Raw genomic sequence first — 24,345 nt, forward strand, 5'->3', positions numbered from 1 at the left:
GGGGAGGGCCTCCTGACGGGCGGCGGGCGGGGTGGGACCATCCTAGGGACCACAGGAGGAGACCATGACCGAAACCGCCACCGGCCCCGGATTCGCCCTGCCCCGGGGCGTCGAGCCGGGCCGCGCCGTCGTCGTGGGCGCCGGACCCAACGGCCTGACCGCCGCCGCCCTGCTGGCCCGCGAGGGCTGGGAGGTGGACGTGTTCGAGCGGGCCCCGGTGCCCGGCGGCGCGTGCGCGTCCGCGCCGGTGCTGGGGGAGGGGACCGTGGTGGACCTCGGGGCGGCGGGCCATCCGTTCGGCGTCGCCAGCCCCGTGTTCCGGGAGCTGGGGCTGACGGACCACGGGCTCGCCTGGCTGCACCCGGCCGTGCCGATGGGACATCCGCTGCCGGACGGGCCGGCCGCCCTCCTGCACCGGGACCTCGAGGCCACCGCCGTGGGTCTCGGCGTCGACGCGCGGGCCTGGCGGGCCGTGCACGGGGCCCTGGTCGAACACGTCGACGAGATCCTGGCGGGCGCGCTCGGCCCGGTGTTGCGACCCCCGCCCCATCCGGTGGCGATGGCCCGCTTCGGCCTGCGCGCCCCGTGGCCGGCCGATCTGCTGGGCCGGGCGATGTTCCGCACGGCGGCCGCCCGCGCCCTGTTCACGGGCTCAGCGGCCCACGCGATCCTGCCCTCGAGCCGGCCCCTGACGGCGGCGTTCGGTGCGCTCTTCGGCGCGCTCGGGATGAGCTCGGGCTGGCCGGTGGCGCGCGGCGGGTCGGGGGCGATCGTCGAGTCGCTCGTGGCGGTGCTGCGGGCGCACGGCGGGCGGCTGCACCTGGGCCACGAGGTCACGGACCTGCGCGCGCTGCCCGCCGCGGACGCCGTCGTGCTGGACCTGACCCCGCGCCAGGTGCTGCGCGTCGCCGGCACGGGCCTGCCGCCGCGATACGCCGCGGCCCTGCGCCGGTGGCGCCCCGGGCCGTCCGTGTCCAAGGTCGACTTCCTGCTCGACGGGCCGATCCCGTGGCGCGACGCCCGGCTCACGGGCGCGGGGACGGTGCACCTGGGCGGGACCGCCGCCGAGATCCGGCGGGCCGAGGACGACGTCGCGGCCGGCCGGATGCCGGCGCGGCCTTTCGTCATGCTCTGTCAGCAGCAGGCGGCGGACCCCACACGGGCCACCGGGCCCGCCCGGGGGCACACGGTCGTCTGGTCCTACGCCCATGTGCCCCACGGCCACCCCGGCGACGTCCGTCCGCTGATCGAGGCGGAGGTGGAGCGGCACGCACCCGGTTTCCGGGACCGGATCCAGGCCGCGGTCGCGATGCGCCCGGCCGATCTGGAGGCGTGGAACCCGAACCTCGTGGGCGGCGACATCGCGGGGGGATCGCTCGCGGGAGCGCGCGCGCTCCTGCGCCCCACTGCGTCGCCCCGGCCGCACCGGGCGGGCCGGGCCGGGCTGTATCTGGCCTCCGCCTCCACCCCGCCGGGCGCCGGCGTCCATGGCATGGGCGGGGCGTGGGCCGTGCGGACTCTGCTGGCGGACCGTCGTCGCTGACCGCGCCGGCGCCACGGACGGGACGGATCCAGATTCGGACTTTCGCGAACCTGAATGTTCCCGCTACAGTGTGCTCCATCTCACGGAACGTCCCGTCTCGACGGAACGGCCCGGGGGTCGTCTCGCACCACCAGGTCCCCACAGGGATGCGGGCGCGCGACGTCCTTGCACCTCTCATGAACGGAAGCACCTTCCATGAAGTACACGAAGCTCTCCGCTGCCGCGGCCCTGGCCGCCGGCTCGGCCCTCATCCTCTCCGCGTGCGCCCCGGGCGGCGGCAATGCAGGCGACTCCAGCAGCAACAGCGCCTCCGGCGCCAGCCAGGGCGGCGACTCGGGCGCCGGCAACGTCATCGAAGGGGACAAGGGTCAGAAGCTCACCGCCGAGGCCTCCGGGCCGGGGAAGGCCGACCTGGGCGACGTCAAGACCCAGGACGGCTCCATCGCGTACTCGGTGGGCGCCGACGACTTCCTGTCCTACAACGGCCTGCAGTCGAACACGTACACCACGTACAACTCGGCCGTCGCGGACCGCATGTTCTCGTCCTTCTGGTACTTCGGCACCGACGGCTCGATCATCCCGGACAAGGACTTCGGCACGTACGAGAAGACCTCGGACGACCCGCTGACCGTGAAGTACACCATCAGCGACGACGCCAAGTGGTCCGACGGCACCCCCGTCACCGCGGGCGACTTCATCGTCCACTGGGCCGCGAACAACGACACGATCAAGGCCGAGGGTGCCGAGACCCCGCTGTTCGACTCGATCTCCTTCGAGCAGGGCAAGTACATCCCGGAGGCGCCCGAGGGCGAGGCCGACGGCAAGGAGTTCACCGTCACCTACCCGGAGCCCTACGCGGACTGGGAGATCCTCATCAGCACCGCGCTGCCGGCGCACATCGTCGCCAAGGAGGCGGGCATGAGCTTCGAGGAGCTCGTCACCGCCGCGAAGGAGAAGGACGTCGAGGCGCTCACCCCGGCGGCCGAGTTCTGGAACGACGGCTGGGACTTCAGCCCCGGCGAGCTGCCGGACGCCTCGCTGGTGCCCTCCATGGGCCCCTACAAGTTCAAGGACGGCGGCTGGCAGGCCGGCCAGTCCATCACCCTTGAGGCCAACCCCGAGTACTGGGGCACCCCGGCGGCCACCAAGGAGCTCGTCCTCCGCTTCGCCGACCCGAAGACCCACGTGCAGGCCCTGCAGAACGGCGACCTCGACGTCATCGAGCCGCAGGCCACCGTGGACACCCTCCAGCAGCTCGAGGGCCTCGGCGACGACGTCAACGTCCAGACCGGTGACCAGCTGACCTGGGAGCACGTGGACTACAACCGCGGCGAGGGCTCGGTCTTCGCCGACTCCCCGGAGTTGCGCGAGGCCTTCGCCCTCTGCCTGCCCCGCCAGCAGATCGTGGACAACCTGATCAAGCCGATCTATGCGGACGCCCAGGTCATGAACCTGCGCGAGGTCTTCCCCTTCCAGGACAAGTACCAGGAGGTCGTGGACGAGGCCTACCCGAAGGAGATGGACGAGCCGAACATCGAGAAGGCGAAGGAGCTCGTCGAGAAGTCGGGCGTCTCCAAGCCCACGGTCCGCCTCGGCTACCAGGCCGGCAACCAGCGTCGCACCGAGACCGTCGCGCTCATCAAGAGCTCCTGCGACCAGGCCGGCTTCGACGTGCAGGACGCCAACTCGCCGGTGTTCTTCAAGGAGGTCATGCCGGCCGGTGACTACGACGCCGCCCTCTACGCCTGGGCCGGCTCGGGCCAGAAGGCCTCCGGCGCGAACATCTACCAGTCGGACGGCGCTCAGAACCAGCAGAGCTACAACAACCCCGAGGTGGACGCGGCCTGGGACAAGCTCGCCACCTCGCTGGACGAGAACGAGCAGCTGGAGCAGGTCAAGACCATCGAGAAGCTGCTCTGGGAGGACTTCCAGGCCATCCCGCTGTACGCTCACCCGGGTCTGGTCGGCCACAAGGCCGACGTCGCCAACGTGCGCGACACCGCCGCCCAGTCGGGTGCGCTGTGGAACGTGGAGCAGTGGGTCCGCGTCCAGGAGTGACGCCCCGCTGACCTCTGACCCGGCGGTCCGCCTCCCGCGGACCGCCGGCGTCGGGATCGAGGACAGAGCCCGGCCGGGCACCGGCCGGGCTCTGGCCGTGAACCGCGGCGAACCCGCACCCCTCCCTTTCCCTTGCACTCGCACGGAAGGTCACCCCCTGTTGTGCTGAAATTCATCCTCAAGCGCCTCGGCAGCTCCCTCCTGGTGCTGTTCGGCGCGTCGATCCTGCTCTTCTTCCTCGTGGCCCACTCGGGTGACCCCCTTCAGGACCTGCGAGAGTCACAGAACCCCAACCGCGAGACCCTCATCGCCGCCCGCACCGAATTCATGGGGCTGGACCAGCCCTGGTACGCCCGCTACTGGGACTGGCTCCAGGGCATCGGCGGCTGCGTCACCGGTCAGTGCGACCTCGGCCTCAGCCGGAACGGTCAGTCCGTCGGTGACCTGTTGAGCAACGCCGCGGCCTCCACGCTGCGCCTCGTGGTGCTCGCGACCGTCCTGGCGATCATCATCGGCATCGCGATCGGCATCGTCACCGCGATCCGCCAGTACTCCGGCCTCGACTACGTGGTCACGTTCCTGATCTTCCTCTTCTTCTCGCTGCCCGTGTTCTGGGCGGCCGTGCTCCTGAAGGAGTACATGGGGATCCGGTTCAACGACTGGATCCGCAGCCCCGAGCTGAACTGGCCCCTCCTCATCGGGGTCGCCGTCCTCGCGGGCCTGGTCCTGCAGGCCGTCATGGCGGGCGACCTCAGGCGGCGCGCCTTCACGTTCGGCGCCACCACCGCGTTCATCCTGCTCGCCGGCTGGGTGCTGTTCGCCGTCGACTTCTGGCGGCATCCGCAGATGGGCCCGGTCGTGCAGCTGGTCATCGGCCTGGCCGCCGCCGTCGGCGCCACCGCGGTGATCTCCGGTCTGCGCAACCGATCGGTCCTCAAGGCGGCCCTGGTCACGGCCGCGATCGGCCTCGTCGCCTACTACGCCACCTACGGCCTGCTGTGGCGGACGCCGTCCGCACTGCTGCTGGCCGGCCTCGGCGTCATCCTCGTGCTGGTGGCCATCCTGGTGGGCCGCCTGCTCGGCGGCTTCTCCAAGGGCTCGGCCGTGTCCGCCTCGCTGGTGACCGCCCTGATCATGGGCGTGGCGATCGTGGCGGAACACCTGATGAACTACTGGCCGACCTTCCTGAAGGTCAAGCCGCGCCCGATCTCCACGATCGGCTCGGGCACCCCGAACCTGGACGCCCACTTCTGGGTGGTGTTCCTGGACCGCGGTGCGCAGCTTCTGCTGCCCACCATCCTGCTGACCATCATCTCGGTGGCCACGTACTCGCGGTACACGCGCTCCTCCATGCTCGAGGTCTCGCGTCAGGATTACATCCGCACCGCGCGCGCCAAGGGCCTGCCGGAGCGCCAGGTGATCCTGAAGCACGCGTTCCGCAACTCGCTGATCCCCATCACCACGATCATGGCCTTCGACTTCGCCGGCCTGATCGGCGGCGCCGTGATCACGGAGCAGGTGTTCGGCTGGAAGGGGATGGGCGAGCTGTTCGCCACCGGCCTGCACGACGTGGACCCCATGCCCGTGATGGCGTTCTTCCTCGTGACGGGCACCGCCGCCGTGCTGATGAACCTCGTGGCGGACGTGCTCTACGCCGTCCTCGACCCCCGGATTCGAGTGTGAGCCAGATGACCACCAACAACTCCTCGACGACGGGCGCGCAGCTCGACGAGAAGCAGATCTTCGACCTCGCGGAGGCGGAGGACGCCAAGCTCCGCGCCAAGGCCGGGAAGTCCTACTCCCAGGGCGCCCTGGTCCGCAAGCGGTTCTTCCGCCACAAGGCGGCGATGATCTCCCTGATCGTGCTGGTCTTCATCACGCTGATGGCGTTCTCCTCCATCGGCTTCGCCGGCATCCCCGGCTGGTGGGACAAGTCCTACACGGCCGCGGCCTCCGTGGTGAACGGCGGTCGCCCGACGCTGTCGGTCGTGCCGCAGGCCTTCGGGGGCGAGGGCATCCGCTGGGGCGAGCACCCCTTCGGCCAGGACACCACGGGCAAGGACTACTTCGCCCTCGTGATGCGCGGGACCCAGCAGTCCATGATCATCGCGGCCATCGTGGGCCTGCTCTCCACCGTGATCGGCGCGATCGTCGGCGCTGTGTCCGGCTACTTCGGCGGCTGGGTCGACTCCGTGCTGATGCGCCTGACCGACCTGATCATCGTCATCCCGCTGCTCGTGCTCGCCGCGGTGCTCGGCCAGATGGCCAGCGGCATGAAGATGGGCATCCTCCCGCTCGCGGTGGTGCTCGGCCTCGTGTCCTGGACGTCCCTGGCCCGCCTCGTGCGCGGCGAGGTCCTGTCCCTGCGCGAGAAGGAGTTCGTGGCGGCCGCCGTCGCCATGGGCGCCAAGCCGGGCCGCCTGATCTTCAAGCACCTGCTGCCCAACACGATCGGCGTGATCGTCGTGAACGCGACGTTCGCCATCGCGGGCGCGGTGCTGCTGGAGACCTCGCTGTCCTTCCTCGGCTTCGGTGTGAAGGCGCCGGACTCGTCCCTGGGCCTGCTCATCTCCGACTACCAGAACGCGTTCACCACCCGTCCGTGGCTGTTCTGGTGGCCCGGCATGATCATCCTCGCGATCGCCCTGTCCGTGAACTTCCTCGGCGACGGCCTGCGCGACGCCTTCGACCCACGCCAGGGTGCGGGCGCCCACCGCAGGCCCCGCTTCTTCGGTCGCCGCGCGGCCGCCACCGAGGCCGGTGCGACGACGGCGGGCGGTCTGGCCGCGGCCCCGACGGCCGGCCGGATCGAGGCCCCCGCGGAGGAGGCCGGCGGATCCGCACGGATCTCCGACGCGGACGAGGACGGTCAGCGATGAGCGCGAACGACAAGAAAGGCCGATCCATGTTCGGCAAGAAGAACGAGAACGACGTGACCGCCGGCGGGCAGGGCTCGCACGCGGCGTCGTCGGCCGACCTCGAGGCGCGCGGCGCCGCCGTGCCCGGCTCCTCCGGCGACGGCGGCGTGCCTCCGGGCCCCGCGACGAGCGCGATGGGCGTCGTGGCCCGCCACGACGACCTGGGCGGCGAGCCGGTGCTCGCCTTCCGCGACGTGGACGTGAAGTTCGCGACCGAGTTCGGCGAGGTGCACGCGGTCAAGGGCGTGACGTTCGACGTCAAGCCCGGCGAGGTCGTCGCCCTCGTGGGCGAGTCCGGCTCCGGCAAGTCCGTCACGAGCGCCACCGCCATGGGCCTGCTCCCGGGCAATGCGGACATCACCGGCTCCGTGCAGCTGGCCGGCCGCGAGGTGCTCACCATGACCCCGGGGCAGCTGCGCGACATCCGCGGCGACGAGGTGGCGATGGTGTTCCAGGAGCCCATGACGGCCCTGAACCCCGTCCTCACCGTGGGCGACCAGCTCACGGAGGCCCTCGAACTGCACGGCATCGCCTACGGCACCGAGGCGGACAAGCGCGCCGTCGAGCTGCTCACCATGGTGGGCATCCCCGACGCCGCCACCCGGCTCAAGCAGTACCCCCACCAGTTCTCGGGCGGCCAGCGCCAGCGCATCGTCATCGCGATGGCGATCAGCTGCTCGCCGAAGGTGATCATCGCGGACGAGCCCACCACGGCGCTCGACGTGACGGTCCAGGCCGAGATCCTGGAGCTGCTGCGCTCCCTGAAGAACAAGATGAACACCGGCATCCTGCTCATCACGCACAACATGGGCGTGGTGGCGGACATGGCGGACCGGGTGTGCGTGATGCTCCACGGCGAGCTCGTGGAGCAGGGCTCGGTGCACCAGGTGCTCCAGCACGCCCGGCACCCGTACACCCAGAAGCTGCTCTCGGCGGTGCCGCGCCTCGGCGAGCCCCTCGAGGTGGCGGAGCCGGAGCCGGTCACGGCCACGCAGACGCAGGCCCGGTACGCGATCGAGGCGGAGAACCTCCACCTCGAGTACGACCACCGCGGCAAGAAGAACCGCGTGGTCCACGACGTCAGCTTCCAGGTGGCCCCGGGCGAGATCCTGGGCCTGGTGGGCGAGTCCGGCTCGGGCAAGTCCACCATCGCCAAGTCGGTCCTCGGCCTGCTCACCATCGCGGAGGGCTCGCTGCGCATCCAGGGCCACGACCTGGCGACGATGCCCAAGGCCGAGCAGCGCGCCCTGCGCAAGAACATCGGCGTGGTCTTCCAGGACCCGGCGGCCTCGCTGGACCCGCGGTTCCCGATCGGCGACATCATCACCGAGCCGATGGTCGTGCACAAGGTGGGGGACCGGCGCTCGCGCCTGGCCCGCGCCGAGGAGCTGCTGGACGCGGTGCGTCTGCCGCGCTCCGTGGTGAACCGGTACCCGCACGAGCTCTCCGGCGGTCAGCGCCAGCGCATCTCGATCGCCCGCGCCCTGACCCTGGACCCCCAGGTGCTCATCGCGGACGAGCCGACCTCGGCCCTCGACGTGTCCGTCCAGGCCGCCGTGCTGGACATGTTCGCGGAGCTGCAGCAGCGCTACGAGTTCGCGTGCCTGTTCGTGTCCCACGACCTCGCGGTGGTGGACATGCTGGCCCACAAGGTGCTCGTCCTCAAGGACGGCCGCCAGGTGGAGCAGGGCCCCACGGAGGAGGTGCTCCACCGTCCGAAGGAGGAGTACACCCGTCGCCTCCTGGCGGCGGCGCCCGTGCCGGACCCGGACCAGCAGGCGGAGCGTCGCCAGGAGCGCCGCGAGTTCCTCGCCTCCCTCGGCGAGGGCGTCTACTGACCGCGCGGGTCGGCGGCGGGCGCGTCCCGCCGCCGACCCCGGGCCCACCGGCCCGCCTGTCCACGGCGGCCCCTGCGCGTACAATCGCACGGGGGCCGCCGTCGTCGTGCGCCTCCACCCCTTTGATGTCGAACCGGACAGGACGCCCATGACCTCGACCGAAACCCGCCGCTCCGATCTGCGCAACGTGGCCATCGTGGCCCACGTGGACCATGGCAAGACCACGATGGTGGACGCCATGCTGCGCCAGACCGGTGCCTTCAACACGCACGGCGACGTCGCCGAGCGGGTCATGGACTCCGGGGACCTGGAGAAGGAGAAGGGGATCACGATCCTCGCCAAGAACACCACGGTGTTCTACTCCGGCCCGTCCGCCCCCGAGGGCGAGACCGTCACCATCAACGTGATCGACACCCCCGGCCACGCCGACTTCGGCGGCGAGGTGGAGCGCGGCCTGTCCATGGTGGACGGCGTCGTGCTGCTCGTGGACTCCTCCGAGGGCCCGCTGCCCCAGACCCGCTTCGTGCTCCGCAAGGCCCTCGCCGCCAAGCTGCCCGTGATCCTCGTGGTCAACAAGACGGACCGCCCGGACGCGCGCATCGACGGGGTCGTCTCCGACTCCATGGACCTGCTGCTCGGCCTGGCCTCGGACCTGGCCGAGGAGGATCCGGACCTGGACCTCGACTCGGTGCTGGACGTCCCCGTCGTCTACGCCTCGGGCAAGGCCGGCCGCGCCTCCCTGACCCAGCCCGCCGACGGCGCCCTGCCGGAGGCCGAGGACCTCGAGGCCCTCTTCAACGTGATCATGGAGCACATCCCGGCCCCGTCCTACACCGAGGGCGAGGTCCTCCAGGCGCACGTCACCAACCTGGACGCCTCCCCGTTCCTCGGCCGCCTCGCGCTGCTGCGCATCTTCAACGGCACCCTCCGCAAGGGCCAGCAGGTCGCGTGGGCCCGCCAGGACGGCGCCCTGAAGACCGTGAAGATCACCGAGCTCCTGGCCACCAAGGGCCTCGAGCGCGTGCCCGCGGAGGAGGCCGGCCCGGGCGAGATCGTCGCCGTCGCCGGCATCGAGGACATCATGATCGGCGAGACCCTCACCGACGCGGAGAACCCGAAGCCGCTGCCGCTGATCACGGTGGACGACCCGGCCATCTCCATGACCGTGGGCATCAACACCTCCCCGCTGGCCGGCCGCGTCAAGGGCGCCAAGGTCACAGCGCGCCAGGTGAAGGACCGCCTGGACAAGGAGCTGATCGGCAACGTCTCGCTCAAGGTGCTCCCCACCGAACGCCCGGACGCGTGGGAGGTGCAGGGCCGCGGCGAGCTCGCCCTGGCCATCCTCGTGGAGCAGATGCGCCGCGAGGGCTTCGAGCTCACCGTGGGCAAGCCGCAGGTGGTCACCCGGACCGTGGACGGCAAGGTCCACGAGCCGATGGAGCGCATGACCATCGACATCCCCGAGGAGTTCATGGGCGCGGTCACGCAGCTCATGGCCGCCCGCAAGGGCCGCATGCAGGAGATGTCCAACCACGGCACGGGCTGGATCCGCATGGAGTTCCTGGTCCCGGCCCGCGGCCTGATCGGCTTCCGCACCCGCTTCCTCACCGAGACCCGCGGCGCAGGCATCGCCTCCTCCTACGCGGCCGGCTACGAGCCGTGGACCGGTGAGATCGAGTACCGCACCAACGGCTCCCTCGTGGCCGACCGGGCGGGCACCGCCACGCCGTTCGCCATGATCAACCTGCAGGAGCGCGGCACCTTCTTCGTGCAGCCCGGCGCCGAGGTGTACGAGGGCATGATCGTGGGCGAGAACTCGCGCGCCGACGACATGGACGTGAACATCACCAAGGAGAAGAAGCTCACCAACATGCGTGCGGCCTCCTCCGAGTCGTTCGAGGGCCTGACGCCCCCGCGCCGGCTCACCCTCGAGGAGTCCCTCGAGTTCGCCCGCGAGGACGAGTGCGTGGAGATCACCCCCGAGGACATCCGCATCCGCAAGGTCGTCCTGGACGCCAATGAGCGCCTGAAGGCCGCGCGCGCCCGCGCCCGTGCCTGAGCGTCCCCGCCGCCGCGCCCGGCCCGCCGACGTGGTGGGCGGGGCGTTGCTCGGCGTCGTCGCCGGCGCGCTCGGCACCGCCGTCCATCTGAACCTGGCCTCCCTGCCGGGCGGCTGGACCCTGCCCTGGGGTGCGGTGCTGGCGCTTGTGCTCGTGGGCTCGACACAGCGCTGGTGGATGGTCCGACGCGCGGGCCGCGGCGGGCGCGCCCTGCCGGCGGGGGCCGCGGTCGTCGCCGGCGCGTTCACCGCCGTCCTGGCCCTGCAGCGCCTGCCGGTGGACGACGCCCTGGGGTTGTCCTGGACGGCCGGCCTGTGGGCGGCGGCGCCGGGCGCCGTCGTCGCCTCCGTGGCCTGGAACGTCGGCCAGCCGGTGCTCGGTATGGTCCTGTTGGCCGCGGGCCGGCGGCTGGACCGCCGACCCGCGGAGGCCGCCGAGGCCGCCACGCGCCCCTGCCGGGCCACTGTGACCGCCCGCGAAACGCGTCCGGGGGAGCGAGTACCCTGGACCGCAGCCCCGCAACCCCGTGCCCAGAGAGAGGTGGACGGTCAGCCATGACCTACGTGATCGCGTTGCCGTGTGTGGACGTCAAGGACAAGGCGTGCATCGACGAATGCCCCGTGGACTGCATCTACGAGGGTGAGCGCATGCTCTACATCCACCCGGACGAATGCGTCGACTGCGGTGCATGCGAGCCGGTGTGCCCCGTCGAGGCCATCTACTACGAGGACGACACCCCCGAGGAGTGGGCCGAGTACTACAAGGCCAACGTCGAGTTCTTCGACGACCTGGGCTCCCCGGGCGGCGCCGCCAAGCTGGGCATGATCGCCAAGGACCACCCGATCATCTCCGCCCTGCCCCTGCAGAACGCCGACGCCTGAGCCCCATGCTGACGCTGCCGGACTACCCGTGGGACACGCTCACCCCCTACCGCGAGCGTGCCGCCGCCCACCCGGACGGTGTCGCGGACCTGTCCATCGGAACGCCGGTGGATCCGACGCCGGCGCTGATCCGCCGGGCCCTGACCGAGGCCGCCGACGCGCACGGCTACCCGACGACGCACGGCACGGACGCCCTGCGCCGCGCGGTCGTCGACTGGTACGCCCGGCGCCGCGGGGTGTCCGGGCTGGACCCGGCGGCCGTGGTGCCCACGGTCGGGTCCAAGGAGTTCATCGCGTGGCTGCCCACGCTGCTCGGGCTCGGCGCAGGCGACGTCGTCGTCCACCCCGAGGCCGCCTACCCCACCTATGCGGTGGGCGCGCTGCTGGCCGGGGCGGAGGCCGTGGCCGCGGACGACCTCGACGCGCTGGCGCCCGAGGTGCGTGAGCGGGTGCGCCTCGTGTGGACCAACTCGCCGGCCAACCCCACCGGTGCCGTGCTGGACGCCGCGGCGCTGCGCCGCACGGTCGACGCCGCCCGTGGCGTGGGCGCCGTGGTGTGCGGGGACGAGTGCTACGCCGAGCTCGGCTGGGACGCGTGGGACGGGGCCGTCGTGCCCTGCATCCTGTCCGACGAGGTCTCCGGCGGCGACCTGACGGGCCTGCTGAGCGTCTACTCGCTGTCCAAGCAGTCCAACCTCGCCGGCTACCGCGCCGCGTTCGCCGCGGGGGATCCGCAGCTCGTGGCGACCCTGGTCAACACCCGCAAGCACGCGGGCATGATCGTGCCGGCCCCGGTGCAGCATGCGATGGCCGTGGCCCTGGCCGACGACGCGCACGTCGCGGAGCAGAAGGACCGCTACCGCCGCCGTCGGGACGCGCTGCGCACCGCGCTGAAGGCCTCCGGCCACACGGTGGACCACTCCGAGGCGGGGCTGTACCTGTGGACCCGACGGGCGGACCTGGACCCGGCCGACGCCACGGCGCAGGACTCGTGGGACCTGCTGGGCGAACTGGCGGACCTGGGCATCATCGCCGGGCCCGGCGTGTTCTACGGTGCCGGCGGCGAGGGCTACGTCCGCGTGGCGATCACCGCCACGGACGAGGCGGTCGCCCGGGCCGCGGCGAGACTCACCGCCCGCGGGCCGCGGACCGGCTGAGCCGGGGTCGGGGGCCGTCGTCGGGGGAAGCGACCGCGCGTCCCGGGCCGGTCCTTGATAGTTTGGAGCAGAGTCGTCCCCGTGTGGGCGCGCCCACGCCGGCGCGTGAACCCGGGCCATCGAGAAGAGAAGACGAGGGAGCACACCCGTGACCCATCACGAGTCCGTCCGGCTGACCGTCGGCGAGCAGAGCCTGGACCTGGGCGTCGAGCACGCCACAGAGGGCAACAACGGCATCAACATCGCCCCGCTCCTGAAGGAGACCGGCGACGTCACCTACGACCCGGGCTTCATGAACACGGCGAACGCCAAGTCGGCCGTCACGTTCATCGACGGCGACCAGGGCATCCTGCGCTACCGCGGCTACGCCATCGAGGACCTCGCCGAGCACTCCTCCTTCATGGAGGTGGCCTACCTGCTCATCTACGGCGAGCTGCCCGAGTCCAAGGAGACCCTGGAGGCCTGGGAGACCAACATCCTGCGCCACAACATGGTGCACGAGGACCTCAAGCTGTTCTTCAACGGCTTCCCGCGGGACGCGCACCCCATGCCGGTGCTGTCCTCCTCCGTGTCCGGGCTGTCCACGTTCTACCCGGACTCCCTGGACCCGCACGATCCGGAGCAGGTCCACATCTCCACCGTGCGTCTGCTGGGCAAGCTGCCGGTGCTGGCCTCCTACGCGTTCAAGAAGTCGCTGGGCCAGCCGTTCATGTACCCGCACAACTCGCTGAACTACGTGGAGAACTTCCTCCGCCTGTGCTTCGGCGTGCCGGCCGAGGAATATGACATCGACCCGGACGTGGTCAAGGCCCTCGACCTGCTGCTCATGCTGCACGCCGACCACGAGCAGAACGCCTCCACCTCCACGGTGCGCCTCGTCGGCTCCACCCAGGCCAACCTGTTCGCCTCGGTGTCCGCCGGCATCAACGCCCTCTACGGCCCGCTGCACGGCGGCGCCAACGAGGCCGTGCTGAACATGCTCCGGAAGATCAAGTCGGAGGGCATCACGCCCGAGGACTTCATGGAGAAGGTGAAGAACAAGGAGGACGGCGTCCGCCTGATGGGCTTCGGCCACCGCGTGTACAAGAACTATGACCCGCGGGCCAAGATCATCAAGAAGACCGCCGAGGACATCCTGGGCAAGATGGGCGGCAACGACGAGCTGCTCGAGATCGCCCAGCGTCTCGAGGAGAAGGCCCTCGCCGACGACTACTTCGTGGAGCGCAAGCTCTACCCGAACGTCGACTTCTACACCGGCGTTATCTACAAGGCCATGGGCTTCCCGGAGAAGATGTTCACCGTCCTCTTCGCCCTGGGCCGCCTGCCCGGCTGGATCGCCCAGTGGCGCGAGCTCATGGAGGACCCGGCCACCAAGATCGGCCGCCCGCGCCAGATCTACGTGGGCGAGCGGCTGCGCCAGTACCCGCAGCGCTGACCCGGGGGCGCTGACCCTGGGGCGCTGACCCTGCGTTTGGGGGCGGTTTCGGGTGGTATTCCGACGGAATACCACCCGAAACCGCCCCCAATGCGTTCGCCGGAGCGTCTTCATGTCGAGGCGGAGTGGCCGAGGCGGCGTCGGACCACCGCGACGACGCCACGGAAGTCCTCGCGCCCATCGGCCCAGGTGACGCGGAGCGTCGTCCAGCCGCGCGCCTGGCCGTAGCGGTCCCGGCGGGCGTCGCGCGCCTGCTGCTCCCGCGTGCGGTGCCCGGCACCGTCGTACTGCAGGGCCAGGCGCACGTGGCGGTAGGCGAGGTCGGCCACGGGGGAGAAGGGGTCCTCGGGTTCGAGCGCGGCCTGCAGCCCCGGCTCCGGCAGCCCGCCGGCCACGAGGGCGAGGCGCAGGCGGGTCTCGGGCGGCGAGTCCGCCCCGACGCGAACGGAATCCAGCGCCTCCCGGGCGGCCGGGCGGCCGTGGAAGCGTCCGGACGCGTGCAGCGCCGACCGCAGCGCGGCGATCGTGGTGGCCGGATCCGTCCGGCCCGCGGGCGTCCACGGGTGCCGGACGGCGTGGTCCCCGGCGGCCACGAGGTCCTCGAACGTCCACGGGGGAGTCAGGGAGCACAGGTCCAGCCAGGTGCGATCGACCGTGGTGACGCGCAGGCCGTGCACGTGCGTGACGAACTCGGGCGCCAGTGGCCGCCGGTGGTCCATCAGACCAGCCCGCCGGACGCGTCGTGTCCCCCGGGCCACGGTGAGGTGAACCGGCGGGTCGACGTCGAGCTCGCCGGTCGCCGGGTCGCGCCGCCGCCAGGCACGCGCGGGCATCGGCAGACCGTGCAGGTGGGCCGCGGTCTCGTGGGAGAGGACGGCATCCGGGCGTCGGCGCAGAAGCGCGGCGAGGTGATCGGGGGAGAAGCCGTGCCCGGGCTCGGGCAGGCCCAGGTCGGCCCATCCCGTGCCAGGGTGCGCCCGCTGCCGGTGGATGCCCTGCCCCACCCGCTCCAGGTCCGACCGGCGGGCGCGGTCGGGCGGCAGTCCCAGTCGGGCCAGGTCCGTGGCCAACAGGACGGCGGGCTGGTCGGGCGGCAGAGGAGTCACGACGCGCGGCATGCACCCATCGGACGACACCGGCGGGGCGCCCGGGGCGAGGTGGACGTGGCACGGGGACGACGCGCGGGGCGAGCGCCGCTGTGCAGGAGCCGGCGGCCCGCGCCGCGTGCCGCCGTCGTCGCCCCGCCCCCGGACCGCCGTGGAGCTCCGGGGGCGATAGTGGGCGTTATCCCGGCGGGATACCACCGGAAATCGCCCCCCCAACGCGGCGGGGAGCGGGGAGGGGAGGGAAGAGCCGCGGGGCGAGTGCGCCGGGTCAGTTCGCGTGCAGCGCCGCGTTCAGTTCGACGGTCCGGCCGGCGCGGGGGAGGGCCTCGACCCCGCCCGTGGTGGAGTTGCGGCGGAACAGCAGGTTCGGCACGCCGGAGAGGTCCACGGCCTTCACGGTCCGCGCCGCCTCGCCGTCCTGCAGCACGCTCACGCGCGTGCCTGCGGTGACGTACAGACCGGCCTCGACCACGCAGTCGTCGCCGACGGAGATGCCCACGCCGGAGTTCGCGCCGAGCAGCACGTGCTCGCCGATCACGATCCGCTGGGTGCCGCCGCCGGAGAGCGTGCCCATGATGGACGCGCCGCCTCCGACGTCGGACCCGTCGCCCACCACGACTCCGGCCGAGATCCGGCCCTCCACCATCGAATGCCCCAGGGTGCCCGCGTTGAAGTTCACGAAGCCCTCGTGCATCACGGTCGTCCCCTCGGCCAGGTGGGCGCCCAGGCGCACCCGGTCCGCGTCGCCGATGCGCACCCCGGAGGGCACGACGTAGTCCGTCATGCGCGGGAACTTGTCCACGCCGTACACCTGCACGGCGCCGCGGGCACGCAGCCTCGCCCGCGTCAGCTCGAAGTCCGCGACCGCGCAGGGTCCGTGGTTCGTCCACACCACGTTGGTGAGCAGCCCGAAGACGCCGTCGAGGTTGAGCTCGTTCGGCCGCACCAGGCGGTGCGAGAGCACGTGCAGGCGCAGCCACGCGTCCGCGGTGGAGGCCGGGGCGGCGTCCAGGTCGACCTCCAGCTCGACGACGGCCTGCGTGGTCCCGCGGTCCGCGTCGTCCGCGGCGAGGGCGCGCAGGGTGTCGCGCAGCGAGGCGTCCGCAGCGGAGAGCGGGCCGGCCACGGGGGCGGGGAACCACACGTCCAGAACGGCGCCGTCGGCGGCCGTGGTGGCCAGGCCGTGGCCGGAGACGAGACGGGGGGAGGGCTGCTGTGCAGCGGTCTGGGTCATGCGCCTCAGCCTACTGAGTGGCGGTGGCACGCTGCAGGGCGGTGGGAGGCGCGTCCGTAGACTGGACACATGAGTCTCACCCCCGTGCCCCTGCCCGACCTCGCCGATCCGGACCTCGACGTCGCGGCGCTCACCGCCACCCTGCTGGACGTGCGCTCCGTCTCGGGGGAGGAGGGGCCGCTGGCCGACGCCGTCGAGCAGGCCCTGCGCGCCCTCGGCGGCCTCGAGGTGCGGCGGTTCGGGGACGCCGTCGTCGCCCGCACCGCTCTGGGGCGGCCGACCCGCGTGATCCTCGCCGGGCACCTGGACACGGTGCCCCTGCCCACCGTGCCGGGCTCGCGCGGGACCGTGCCCTCGGCGTGGGACGGGGACGTGCTGTACGGCCGCGGGGCCGTGGACATGAAGTCCGGCGTCGCCGTGCAGCTGGCCCTGGCCGGCCGCTTCGGCCGCGCGGACGGCCCGACCCCCGTGCACGACGTCACGTGGGTGTTCTACGACCACGAGGAGGTCTCCTCGGACCTGTCGGGCCTCGCCCGCGTGGCCCGCCAGGCCCCCGAGCTGCTGGAGGGCGACTTCGCGGTGCTGCTCGAGCCGACCGACGGCGTCGTGGAGGGCGGCTGCAACGGCACGTGCCGGTACCGCGTCACCTTCTCCGGTGTCGCGGCGCACTCGGGCCGCGCCTGGCGCGGCGACAACGCGATCCACAAGCTGGCCCCCGTGCTCACCGCCCTGGCGGCGTACGAGCCGGCCACGGTCACGGTGGAGGGCCTGGAGTACCGCGAGGGGCTGCACGCGATCCGCGTGGCCGGCGGCGTCGCGGGCAACGTCATCCCGGACGAGGCGTCCGTGGACCTGAACTACCGGTTCGCTCCGGACAAGACCCTCGACCAGGCCCACGCGCACGTGCGCGCGGTGCTGGAGGGGGCCGGCGTGGACTGGGACGCCCAGGTGCGGATCGACGACGCCTCGCCCGCCGCCCGCCCCGGTCTGGACCGGCCGGCCGCCGCCGCGTTCGTCGCCGCCGTCGGGGGAGAGCCCCAGCCCAAGTACGGGTGGACGGACGTGGCCCGGTTCTCCCAGCTGGGCGTGCCCGCGGTCAACTTCGGCCCCGGCGACGCCCTCCTGGCCCACACGGACGACGAGCACGTGCCCCGCGAGGCGGTCCACGCGTGCCTCGCGGCGCTCACGGCCTGGCTGGCCGGCTGACCCGACGACGTCGGCCGGTGCCAGCCGCCCGACCTGCGGGCCCGCCTCGCCCGCCGCCCGGTCAGCCCGCCGTGTCCGTGGGCGCCCCGACGCGCGGGGTCGTGGGGGCGCTGGCGTCGCCAGCCGTCCGCGACGACAGCCGCCGCGAGAGCCGGGTGGCCGCCCAGGTGAGGAGGAAGTTGATCACGATGAAGATCATCGCGGCCACCACGAGGGACTGCAGGATGTTGCCGTTGCCGGAGCCGAGCTGGCGGGCGTACTGCAGGAGTTCGAAGAAGCCGATGAGGTAGCCCAGCGCCGAGTCCTTGAGGATCACCACGAACTGGCTCAGCAGCGACGGCAGCATGGCGATGAGGGCCTGAGGCACCTCCACGAGCCGCAGGGACTGCATGCTCGTCATGCCCACCGCCGCGGCCGCCTCGCGCTGGCCGCGCGGCAGCGAGCGCACCCCGGAGCGCACCAGCTCCGCGATCACAGACCCGTTGTACAGGGTCAGCGCCGCGATCACCGCGTAGTACGGGCCGTCCTGGGGCTGGATCGCCCCGGTGCGCGCGACCTGTGCGAACAGCTGGTAGAAGAACACCATCATCACGAGCACCGGCACGGCCCGGAAGAACTCCACGACGACGGCGGCCAGCCAGCGCACCGGGCCGACCGGGGCCAGCCGCAGGAAGCCGAACACCAGGCCGAACACCACGGAGGAGACCACGGCGATGCCCGCGGACTGCAGGGTGAACTGCAGGCCCGGCAGGTAATAGTTCCGCCACGCGTTGCCGTCGACGGCGGCCAGCCAGCGGCGGCCGGAGAGCTGGCCGGTGGCGTTCATCTGGATCAGCACGAGCACCGCCACGACCAACACCGCGGCGAGGGAGACGAGGTTGGCGAGGAGGATCCGCCGGCGGGCGATCGGACCCGGGGCGTCGAAGAGGACGGAGGCCTGGGCACTCATCGGGCCACCGCCCACTTCTCCGAGGCCCACGTGGTCAGCAGGCCGATGGGGATGACGATCAGGCAGAAGCCGATCGCGAAGGTCAGGAAGATCGCCACCATCACGTCCGGGCTGAACTCGATCATGCGCTTCATCAGGCCCGAGGCCTCCGCCACCGACGCCGCGGCGGCGACGGTGGTGTTCTTGGTCAGCGCGATCACGGTGTTGCCCAGCGGGGTGATGGCCCCGCGCAGCGCCTGGGGCAGGATCACGTGGCGGGCCGCGGGCAGGAAGCCCAGGCCGATGGAGCGGGCGGCCTCGGCCTGCCCGAGCGGGACGGTGTTGACGCCGGAGCGGATCGCCTCGCACATGAACGCCGCGTGGTAGAGCGAGAGGGCGATCACGGCGTAGATGAAGAAGTTCAGCGTGAAGTCGGACGAGAAGCTGATCTTCAGCTGTCCCCAGACGGCGAGCACGCCGAGCAGCATGATGATCGTGAGCGGGGTGTTGCGGACCACGTTGACGTAGCCGGCGCCGAGGGCGCGCAGCGAGGGGACGGGCGAGATGCGGAACAGGGCGAGCACCACGCCGAGGACGAACGAGCCGAGGGTCGCGAGGAACGCGAGCCTGATGTTCGTCCAGAACGCGAGCGGGATGTCCGCGCCGTAGTCCGCGAGGAGCGAGGAGATCGATTCCATGAGTTCTCCGAGGGTCGGGACAAGGCTGACGGGCAGGGGAGCCGCCGGGCGGGCCGAGGGTGACGGTTCAGGTCACGTCCCAGGCCCACCCGGCGGCGCAGGTCGTCAGGCGCAGGGCTCGAACTCGGCGTCCTCGCCGGAGTTCAGCGTCTCGTCGTAGGTGTAGCCCGTGCCCTCGGTGTTGGACTCGAGGGCCTTCTCCCACTCGCCGGAGTCCTTCATCTCCTTGATGGCTTCGTTGATGTCCTCGCACCGCTCCGAGTCCTTCGGCAGACCGACGCCGTAGCGCTCCGTGGTGAAGGTGTTGCCGACGACCTTGAACTTGCCCTTGTTGGCGTCGGCGGCGGCCAAGCCCGCGAGGATGATGTCGTCCGTGGTCACGGCGTCCACCTGGCCGGACTCGAGGTAGGTCACGCATTCGGCGTAGCCGCCCTGCTCCACCAGGTTCACGCCGGAGGCGAACTGGTCCTTGATCTTCTGGGCCGAGGTGGAGCCGGTGACGGAGCAGAGGTTCTTCCCGTCGAGGGACTCGGGGCCGGTGATCGCGGTGTCGTCCGCGCGGACCAGCAGGTCCTGGCCGGCCACGAAGTACGGGCCCGCGAAGTCGACGCGCTCCTTGCGGGCGTCCGTGATTGAGTACGTCGCGAAGATCATGTCGACCTCGCCGTTCTCCAGGGCGTTCTCCCGGTTCGCAGACGGGGTCTGGACCCACTCGATGTCCTGCTCGGCCACGCCGAGCTTGTCCGCCACGTAGCGGGCCACGTCCGTGTCGAAGCCGGTGGGCTGGGCCGAGCCCTCGCGGTAGCCCAGGCCCGGCTGGTCGAACTTGATGCCGATGCGCAGGCTCTCGCCGGAGCCGGACGACGTCGACTCGCCGGCCGAGGACGAGCCGGCGGCGTCGCCACCGCCGCCCTGCGAGGACGACGGCGCGCAGGCGGTGAGGGACAGCGCGGCCGCGGCGGTGACGGCGGACAGGGTCAGGAGCTTCGTGCGGAGCATGGTGCTCTCCTCTGGTTCGGTGCGGTGGGGGCGACGGGGACGGGGTCAGTGCGCGAGGATCTTGCCCAGGAAGTCCTGGGCGCGCTCGTGCCGGGGGTTCGTGAAGAAGGTGTCGGGGTCGGTGTCCTCGAGGATGGCGCCGTCGGCCATGAAGACCACGCGGTCCCCGGCCTTGCGGGCGAAGCCCATCTCATGGGTGACCACGACCATGGTCATGCCCCCCTCGGCGAGCTGGACCATGACGTCGAGGACCTCCTGCACCATCTCGGGATCGAGGGCGGAGGTCGGCTCGTCGAAGAGCAGGGCCTTCGGCTCCATCGCCAGGGCACGGGCGATGGCCACGCGCTGCTGCTGCCCGCCGGAGAGCTGGGCCGGCATCTTCCTGGCCTGGGCGGCCACGCCCACGCGCTCGAGCAGCTCCATCGCGTGCCGCTCGGCGTCTGCCCGGCGCTTGCCCTTCACCTTGATGGGCCCGAGGGTGACGTTCTCCAGGATCGACTTGTGTGCGAAGAGGTTGAACGACTGGAAGACCATGCCGATCTCGGCGCGCAGTTGGGCGAGCTGCCTGCCCTCGCTGGGGAGCGGCCGCCCGTCGATCAGGATGCGGCCGCCGTCGTCGTCGATGGTCTCGAGCCGGTTGATCGTGCGGCACAGGGTCGACTTGCCGGAGCCCGACGGGCCGAGGACGATCGCCACCTGGCCGCGCGGGATCCGCAGGTCGATCTGCTTCAGGGCGTGGAAGTCGCCGAAGTGCTTGTTCACGCCCTCGAGGACGATCAGGTCGTCGCCTGCGGCACCGCGACGGCGCCGCGTGCCGGCCTCGTCGAGGAGGTGGGCGCCGTGGGGCTGCTCAGGCGTGATCTGCGTCATGCCAATGGAATATAGCGCACGCCACACCCGGCGGGGTGCGCCGTGCGACGCCGGCCCCGGCGGCCCGCCGGCTCGTTAGGCTGACGCCATGGCCCCACATGAGCACCCCTCGGGCGGCGACGTCGCCGCCGCGCCCCAGCGCGTCCGCCGCGGCGGGCAGGTCCTGCGCGGGGAGGCGGCGCACACCCCCACGTTCGACCAGCTCCTCCTCGACGGCCGGCGGCCCGGCGACGCCGCACGCCCCGCCGCCGACGTCACCTCGACGACGTCCGAGGCCTGGCGTGTCCTGCGCATCCAGGCGGAGTTCGTCGAGGGCTTCGGCACCCTCGCGGGGCTGGGTCCCGCGGTCTCCGTGTTCGGCTCGGCGCGCACGCCCGAGGGCAGCGCCGAGTACGCCCTGGCCCACGAGGTCGGGAGCCGCTTGGCCCAGGCCGGGTACACGGTCATCACCGGCGGGGGGCCCGGCACCATGGAGGCCGCCAACCGGGGTGCCCACGAGGCCGGTGGAGAGTCCGTGGGCCTGGGCATCGATCTGCCGTTCGAGACCGGCCTGAACCCCTGGGTGCACGTGGGCGTGGACTTCCGCTACTTCTTCGTCCGCAAGGTCATGTTCCTCAAGTACGCGCAGGGGTTCATCGTGCTGCCCGGCGGCCTCGGCACCCTGGACGAGCTCTTCGAGGCCCTCACCCTCGTGCAGACCGGCACCGTCACCCGCTTTCCCGTGGTCCTCGTGGACCGCGGCTTCTGGAGCCCGCTTGTGGACTGGATCCGCGGCACGCTCGTGGAGCGCGGCATGATCTCGCCCGAGGACCCGGACCTGTTCCACCTCGTGGACACGGCCGAGGAGGCCGTCGCGTGCGTGCTCCGCTCGGCGGGGAGGGCCGACGCGTGAGCGGGCTGCAGTGGATCGTCCTGGTGGCCGTGCTCGTCGTCGTGCTGGCGGCCCTGGCCGCCGCCCTCGCGGGCCGGCTCACGCTCCGGGCCGACGACCCAGCCGGGCGGACGCCGGGGCACCCCGTGCTGCTGCCGGAGCGGCCGCGCGCGGCGGATGTCGACCTGCTGCGGTTGGCCGTCGCGGTGCCCGGCTACCAGCGGGACCAGGTGGACGCCGTCCTGCTGCGGCTGCGGGACGCCCTGGCGCAGTGCGAGGACGAGGTGACCGCCCTGCGGGCCCGGGTGGCCGAGCTCGAGGCCGCCGACCCGTCCCGGAGCGATCCGGCGGGGCGTGCCTGAGTCGCGGGCCGGGCTCGGTGCAGGCCATCGTTTGGCGCGAGCACGCGGAATCCGCGATAATAGTGATGTGACCGGCCTCGCGCACGCTCGCGTGCGGGGGCGCCGGAGGCGTCCGGACAGTGCCCGCTCCCGCGGTCGCCGGACGCCGTGACGGGAACATCATCCAGAAGGGAAGTCGCAATGGCCGCCATGAAGCCCCGCACCGGGGACGGTCCCATGGAAGTGACCAAGGAGGGGCGCAGCCTGATCATGCGCGTGCCGATCGACGGCGGCGGCCGTCTCGTGCTGGAGATCAACGCGGACGAGGCCCGCGAGCTCAAGGAGTGCCTCGAGGGCGTCATCCAGGCCTGAGCCCGGACCCCTTCGACGCGGACGCCCCGCGCACCGTCACGGTGCGCGGGGCGTCCGCGTTCCCGGCGACGCCGCGGATCAGCGGCGCACCGCGATCAGCACGCCCGTGCCGGAGGGGACGACGGCGGACAGCCAGTGCTCGTCCTCCCGGATGAGGCGGTCCACCGCCCGGGCGGACACGGTGGACTCGTCGCGCACGGCGGGCCGGGGAACGCGGTCGCCGTCGAGGGCGTCCACCACGACGAGCACGCCGCCGGGGGCGAGCATGCGCGCGGCCTGCTCGACGTCGAACTGACGTGCGGCCGGGTCCCCGTCCACCAGGACCATCTCATAGGCGCCGCTCGTGAGCCGGGGGAGGACGAGCCGGGAGCGCCCCGTGATCATGCGGGTGCGGCTCGTGGGCAGGCGGGCCTCCGAGAACGCCTCGCGGGCCGCGCGCTGTGCCTCCGCGTCCGGGTCCACGGTGGTGAGGACCGTGCGCTCGGGCAGACCGCGCATCAGGGCGAGACCCGAGACGCCGGCGCCCGTGCCCACCTCCACGACCGCCGCGGGGGCACGCGTGGCCGCCAGCACCGTCAACAGGGCCGCCGTCCCCTCACTCACCGGCGGCACCTCCAGCTCGGCGGCGCGCTCGCGGGCGCGCAGGACGACGTCGTCTTCGGTGGCCCGGCTCTCCGACCAGGCCCAGGACGCGTGCTTGTCGGTGGGCTGGGGCTGCAGGGCGCTCATGGGTGACTCCGGGACGACGACGGCGGGACCTCGCCCGCGGCACGGGCGACGCGGGCCAGTGTACGGGCCGGCACGCGGCCGCGACCCAGTGTTCTCCCAGGAGGCGGGCCGATGATGGGACACGGCACGAACCGGCTCCCGCCGTGCGGGAGGCCGTTCGCCGGACCGAGGACGCGAGGACCGAGGAGGTGGCCGCATGGGACGTCGACACACCCAGCGCCACATGGACGCCTACCTCGAGGGCTCCCTCCCCGCCGCGTCCCGGGCGCGCATCGCCCGCCACCTGGACCGCTGCCCCGAGTGCCGCGCCACCGTCCAGGCCCGGGCCCGCGTGCTCGACGCCGCCCGCACGGTGCACCAGCGTCCGGCCGGCGCCGTCGTCGCCCCGGTGCTGCGCGCCCGCGGCGTCTCCGGCCGCCTTGTGGTGGGGCTGCTCACCTTCGTCGTCCTGCTCGGCGGGCTGTTCACCGCGGTCTGGGTGGCCGGCGCGCCCCGCACCGCGGCCGTGCGCACGGCCCCGACCCCGACGGACACCGTCGCCCTGCCGGCAGCCGGGACCGCGTCGACGGACCGGCGCGGCACCGTCGCGGAGCTGCGGGGTCAGGGCTGGACGGTGCCCTCCCTCGTGGGGGCCGGCCTGGAGCCGCTCACCGTCGACACCGCCCAGACGGCCGAGGACGTGGAGGTCGTCGTCGGCTGGGGCCGGGACGAGCCGACCGTGACCGTCCGTGAGTGCCGACCCCGGATCGTGGGAGCCACCCCGAAGGGCTGTGCCTCGACCGCGCCCTTGAGCACGGGGGTGCAGGAGCGTCGGCTGGCCGGCGGCGGCGTCTACCGGATCGTCCCGGCGGGGGAGCAGGACGGCTGGACGGCCGAGCTGACCACGCCGCAGGCCTCCTACCGCGTGGAGGCCAGCCTGCCGGACGAGCGCGCCGACGCGGTCCTCACCCACCTGCTGGTCTCCGAGCGGGCACGGGTGCTCGAGCTGGGCGGCGGAGACGCCGTCGAGGAGCGCCTGGAGCGAGGCCTCGAACGCATCGCGGACGCCGTGCCGCGCCCCCGCGGCTGAGCCGCCCCGCCCCCGCGGCTCCGGGCTGTGGG

At 72.3% G+C, this 24,345-nt stretch carries 22 protein-coding genes; 15 read left to right on the plus strand and 7 right to left on the minus strand.

Annotation, left to right across the window (positions count from 1 at the left end; translation table 11 throughout):
* The first annotated feature begins 64 nt into the window (after positions 1 to 64).
* The 10 genes from J1M39_RS05500 to J1M39_RS05545 all read left to right on the plus strand — a co-directional run bounded on the left by J1M39_RS05500 (position 65) and on the right by J1M39_RS05545 (position 13,890).
* Positions 65 to 1,543 (plus strand): phytoene desaturase family protein, encoded by a 1,479-nt coding sequence (locus J1M39_RS05500; protein WP_206496547.1) that lies wholly within the window; start codon positions 65 to 67, stop codon positions 1,541 to 1,543.
* 195 nt (positions 1,544 to 1,738) lie between these two features.
* Complete coding sequence (locus tag J1M39_RS05505) at positions 1,739 to 3,601, plus strand: ABC transporter family substrate-binding protein (protein WP_206496548.1); 1,863 nt, start codon at positions 1,739 to 1,741, stop codon at positions 3,599 to 3,601.
* A 162-nt stretch (positions 3,602 to 3,763) separates the two neighbouring features.
* Positions 3,764 to 5,284 (plus strand): ABC transporter permease subunit, encoded by a 1,521-nt coding sequence (locus J1M39_RS05510; RefSeq protein WP_206496549.1) that lies wholly within the window; start codon positions 3,764 to 3,766, stop codon positions 5,282 to 5,284.
* Between the two features lie 5 nt (positions 5,285 to 5,289).
* Positions 5,290 to 6,480: an ABC transporter permease gene (locus tag J1M39_RS05515; RefSeq protein ID WP_095695757.1), complete on the plus strand. Its 1,191-nt coding sequence runs from the start codon at positions 5,290 to 5,292 to the stop codon at positions 6,478 to 6,480.
* On the plus strand, positions 6,477 to 8,357 hold the full coding sequence (locus J1M39_RS05520; protein ID WP_170747754.1) for an ABC transporter ATP-binding protein: 1,881 nt from the start codon (positions 6,477 to 6,479) through the stop codon (positions 8,355 to 8,357). Before J1M39_RS05515 ends, J1M39_RS05520 begins: the two co-directional genes overlap by 4 nt.
* A 148-nt stretch (positions 8,358 to 8,505) precedes the next feature.
* Positions 8,506 to 10,416: a translational GTPase TypA gene (typA, locus tag J1M39_RS05525; protein WP_036316461.1), complete on the plus strand. Its 1,911-nt coding sequence runs from the start codon at positions 8,506 to 8,508 to the stop codon at positions 10,414 to 10,416.
* On the plus strand, positions 10,409 to 10,975 hold the full coding sequence (locus J1M39_RS05530) for a hypothetical protein (RefSeq protein WP_206496550.1): 567 nt from the start codon (positions 10,409 to 10,411) through the stop codon (positions 10,973 to 10,975). Before typA ends, J1M39_RS05530 begins: the two co-directional genes overlap by 8 nt.
* Positions 10,972 to 11,298, plus strand: coding sequence for a ferredoxin (gene fdxA / locus J1M39_RS05535; RefSeq protein WP_036316465.1), 327 nt, complete (start codon positions 10,972 to 10,974; stop codon positions 11,296 to 11,298). Before J1M39_RS05530 ends, fdxA begins: the two co-directional genes overlap by 4 nt.
* A gap of 5 nt (positions 11,299 to 11,303) precedes the next feature.
* A complete protein-coding gene (dapC, locus tag J1M39_RS05540; RefSeq protein WP_206496551.1) occupies positions 11,304 to 12,455 on the plus strand; it encodes a succinyldiaminopimelate transaminase in 1,152 nt (383 codons plus the stop codon).
* 148 nt (positions 12,456 to 12,603) lie between these two features.
* Positions 12,604 to 13,890 carry a citrate synthase gene (locus tag J1M39_RS05545; RefSeq protein WP_080694980.1) on the plus strand — a complete coding sequence of 429 codons (1,287 nt, stop codon included), beginning with the start codon at positions 12,604 to 12,606 and terminating at the stop codon, positions 13,888 to 13,890.
* A gap of 110 nt (positions 13,891 to 14,000) precedes the next feature.
* On the opposite strand, the gene J1M39_RS05550 is transcribed toward J1M39_RS05545, so the two are convergent.
* Together J1M39_RS05550 and dapD are read right to left on the minus strand one after the other, a co-directional pair.
* Positions 14,001 to 15,008, minus strand: coding sequence for a DUF559 domain-containing protein (locus J1M39_RS05550; protein ID WP_095347503.1), 1,008 nt, complete (start codon positions 15,006 to 15,008; stop codon positions 14,001 to 14,003).
* Positions 15,009 to 15,264: 256 nt separating this feature from the next.
* A complete protein-coding gene (gene dapD, locus J1M39_RS05555; RefSeq protein WP_036382673.1) occupies positions 15,265 to 16,230 on the minus strand; it encodes a 2,3,4,5-tetrahydropyridine-2,6-dicarboxylate N-succinyltransferase in 966 nt (321 codons plus the stop codon).
* A gap of 69 nt (positions 16,231 to 16,299) precedes the next feature.
* On the opposite strand from dapD, the gene dapE reads away from it, so the two are divergent.
* Complete coding sequence (gene dapE, locus J1M39_RS05560; protein ID WP_036339183.1) at positions 16,300 to 17,436, plus strand: succinyl-diaminopimelate desuccinylase; 1,137 nt, start codon at positions 16,300 to 16,302, stop codon at positions 17,434 to 17,436.
* 61 nt (positions 17,437 to 17,497) lie between these two features.
* Here dapE and J1M39_RS05565 read toward each other — a convergent pair whose 3' ends face one another.
* The 4 genes from J1M39_RS05565 to J1M39_RS05580 all read right to left on the minus strand — a co-directional run bounded on the left by J1M39_RS05565 (position 17,498) and on the right by J1M39_RS05580 (position 20,841).
* Positions 17,498 to 18,385, minus strand: a complete 888-nt coding sequence (locus J1M39_RS05565) for an amino acid ABC transporter permease (protein ID WP_036339187.1) — start codon at positions 18,383 to 18,385, stop codon at positions 17,498 to 17,500.
* Positions 18,382 to 19,062 (minus strand): amino acid ABC transporter permease, encoded by a 681-nt coding sequence (locus J1M39_RS05570; protein ID WP_049146610.1) that lies wholly within the window; start codon positions 19,060 to 19,062, stop codon positions 18,382 to 18,384. Before J1M39_RS05570 ends, J1M39_RS05565 begins: the two co-directional genes overlap by 4 nt.
* A gap of 105 nt (positions 19,063 to 19,167) precedes the next feature.
* Positions 19,168 to 20,061: a glutamate ABC transporter substrate-binding protein gene (locus tag J1M39_RS05575; protein WP_095347504.1), complete on the minus strand. Its 894-nt coding sequence runs from the start codon at positions 20,059 to 20,061 to the stop codon at positions 19,168 to 19,170.
* A gap of 45 nt (positions 20,062 to 20,106) precedes the next feature.
* Positions 20,107 to 20,841 carry an amino acid ABC transporter ATP-binding protein gene (locus tag J1M39_RS05580; RefSeq protein ID WP_095347507.1) on the minus strand — a complete coding sequence of 245 codons (735 nt, stop codon included), beginning with the start codon at positions 20,839 to 20,841 and terminating at the stop codon, positions 20,107 to 20,109.
* Positions 20,842 to 21,019: 178 nt separating this feature from the next.
* Between J1M39_RS05580 and J1M39_RS05585 the strand changes: the two genes are divergently transcribed.
* From J1M39_RS05585 to J1M39_RS05595, 3 genes are all read left to right on the plus strand, one after another.
* Positions 21,020 to 21,823, plus strand: coding sequence for an LOG family protein (locus J1M39_RS05585; RefSeq protein ID WP_095347505.1), 804 nt, complete (start codon positions 21,020 to 21,022; stop codon positions 21,821 to 21,823).
* Entirely contained in the window at positions 21,820 to 22,164 is a 345-nt protein-coding gene (locus J1M39_RS05590; protein ID WP_095347508.1) for a cell division protein DivIVA, read from the plus strand. The genes J1M39_RS05585 and J1M39_RS05590 overlap by 4 nt, the downstream gene beginning before the upstream one ends.
* A gap of 180 nt (positions 22,165 to 22,344) precedes the next feature.
* Complete coding sequence (locus tag J1M39_RS05595) at positions 22,345 to 22,515, plus strand: DUF3117 domain-containing protein (RefSeq protein ID WP_002855133.1); 171 nt, start codon at positions 22,345 to 22,347, stop codon at positions 22,513 to 22,515.
* Between the two features lie 78 nt (positions 22,516 to 22,593).
* Here the strand turns inward: J1M39_RS05595 and J1M39_RS05600 are convergent, their stop codons facing one another.
* Positions 22,594 to 23,244 (minus strand): O-methyltransferase, encoded by a 651-nt coding sequence (locus tag J1M39_RS05600; RefSeq protein WP_036339203.1) that lies wholly within the window; start codon positions 23,242 to 23,244, stop codon positions 22,594 to 22,596.
* A gap of 196 nt (positions 23,245 to 23,440) precedes the next feature.
* Between J1M39_RS05600 and J1M39_RS05605 the strand changes: the two genes are divergently transcribed.
* On the plus strand, positions 23,441 to 24,313 hold the full coding sequence (locus J1M39_RS05605) for an anti-sigma factor family protein (protein WP_069941888.1): 873 nt from the start codon (positions 23,441 to 23,443) through the stop codon (positions 24,311 to 24,313).
* Positions 24,314 to 24,345: the final 32 nt, after the last annotated feature.

Source organism: Micrococcus sp. KRD077 (assembly GCF_017168505.1).
In the GTDB taxonomy this organism is placed as follows: domain Bacteria; phylum Actinomycetota; class Actinomycetes; order Actinomycetales; family Micrococcaceae; genus Micrococcus; species Micrococcus luteus.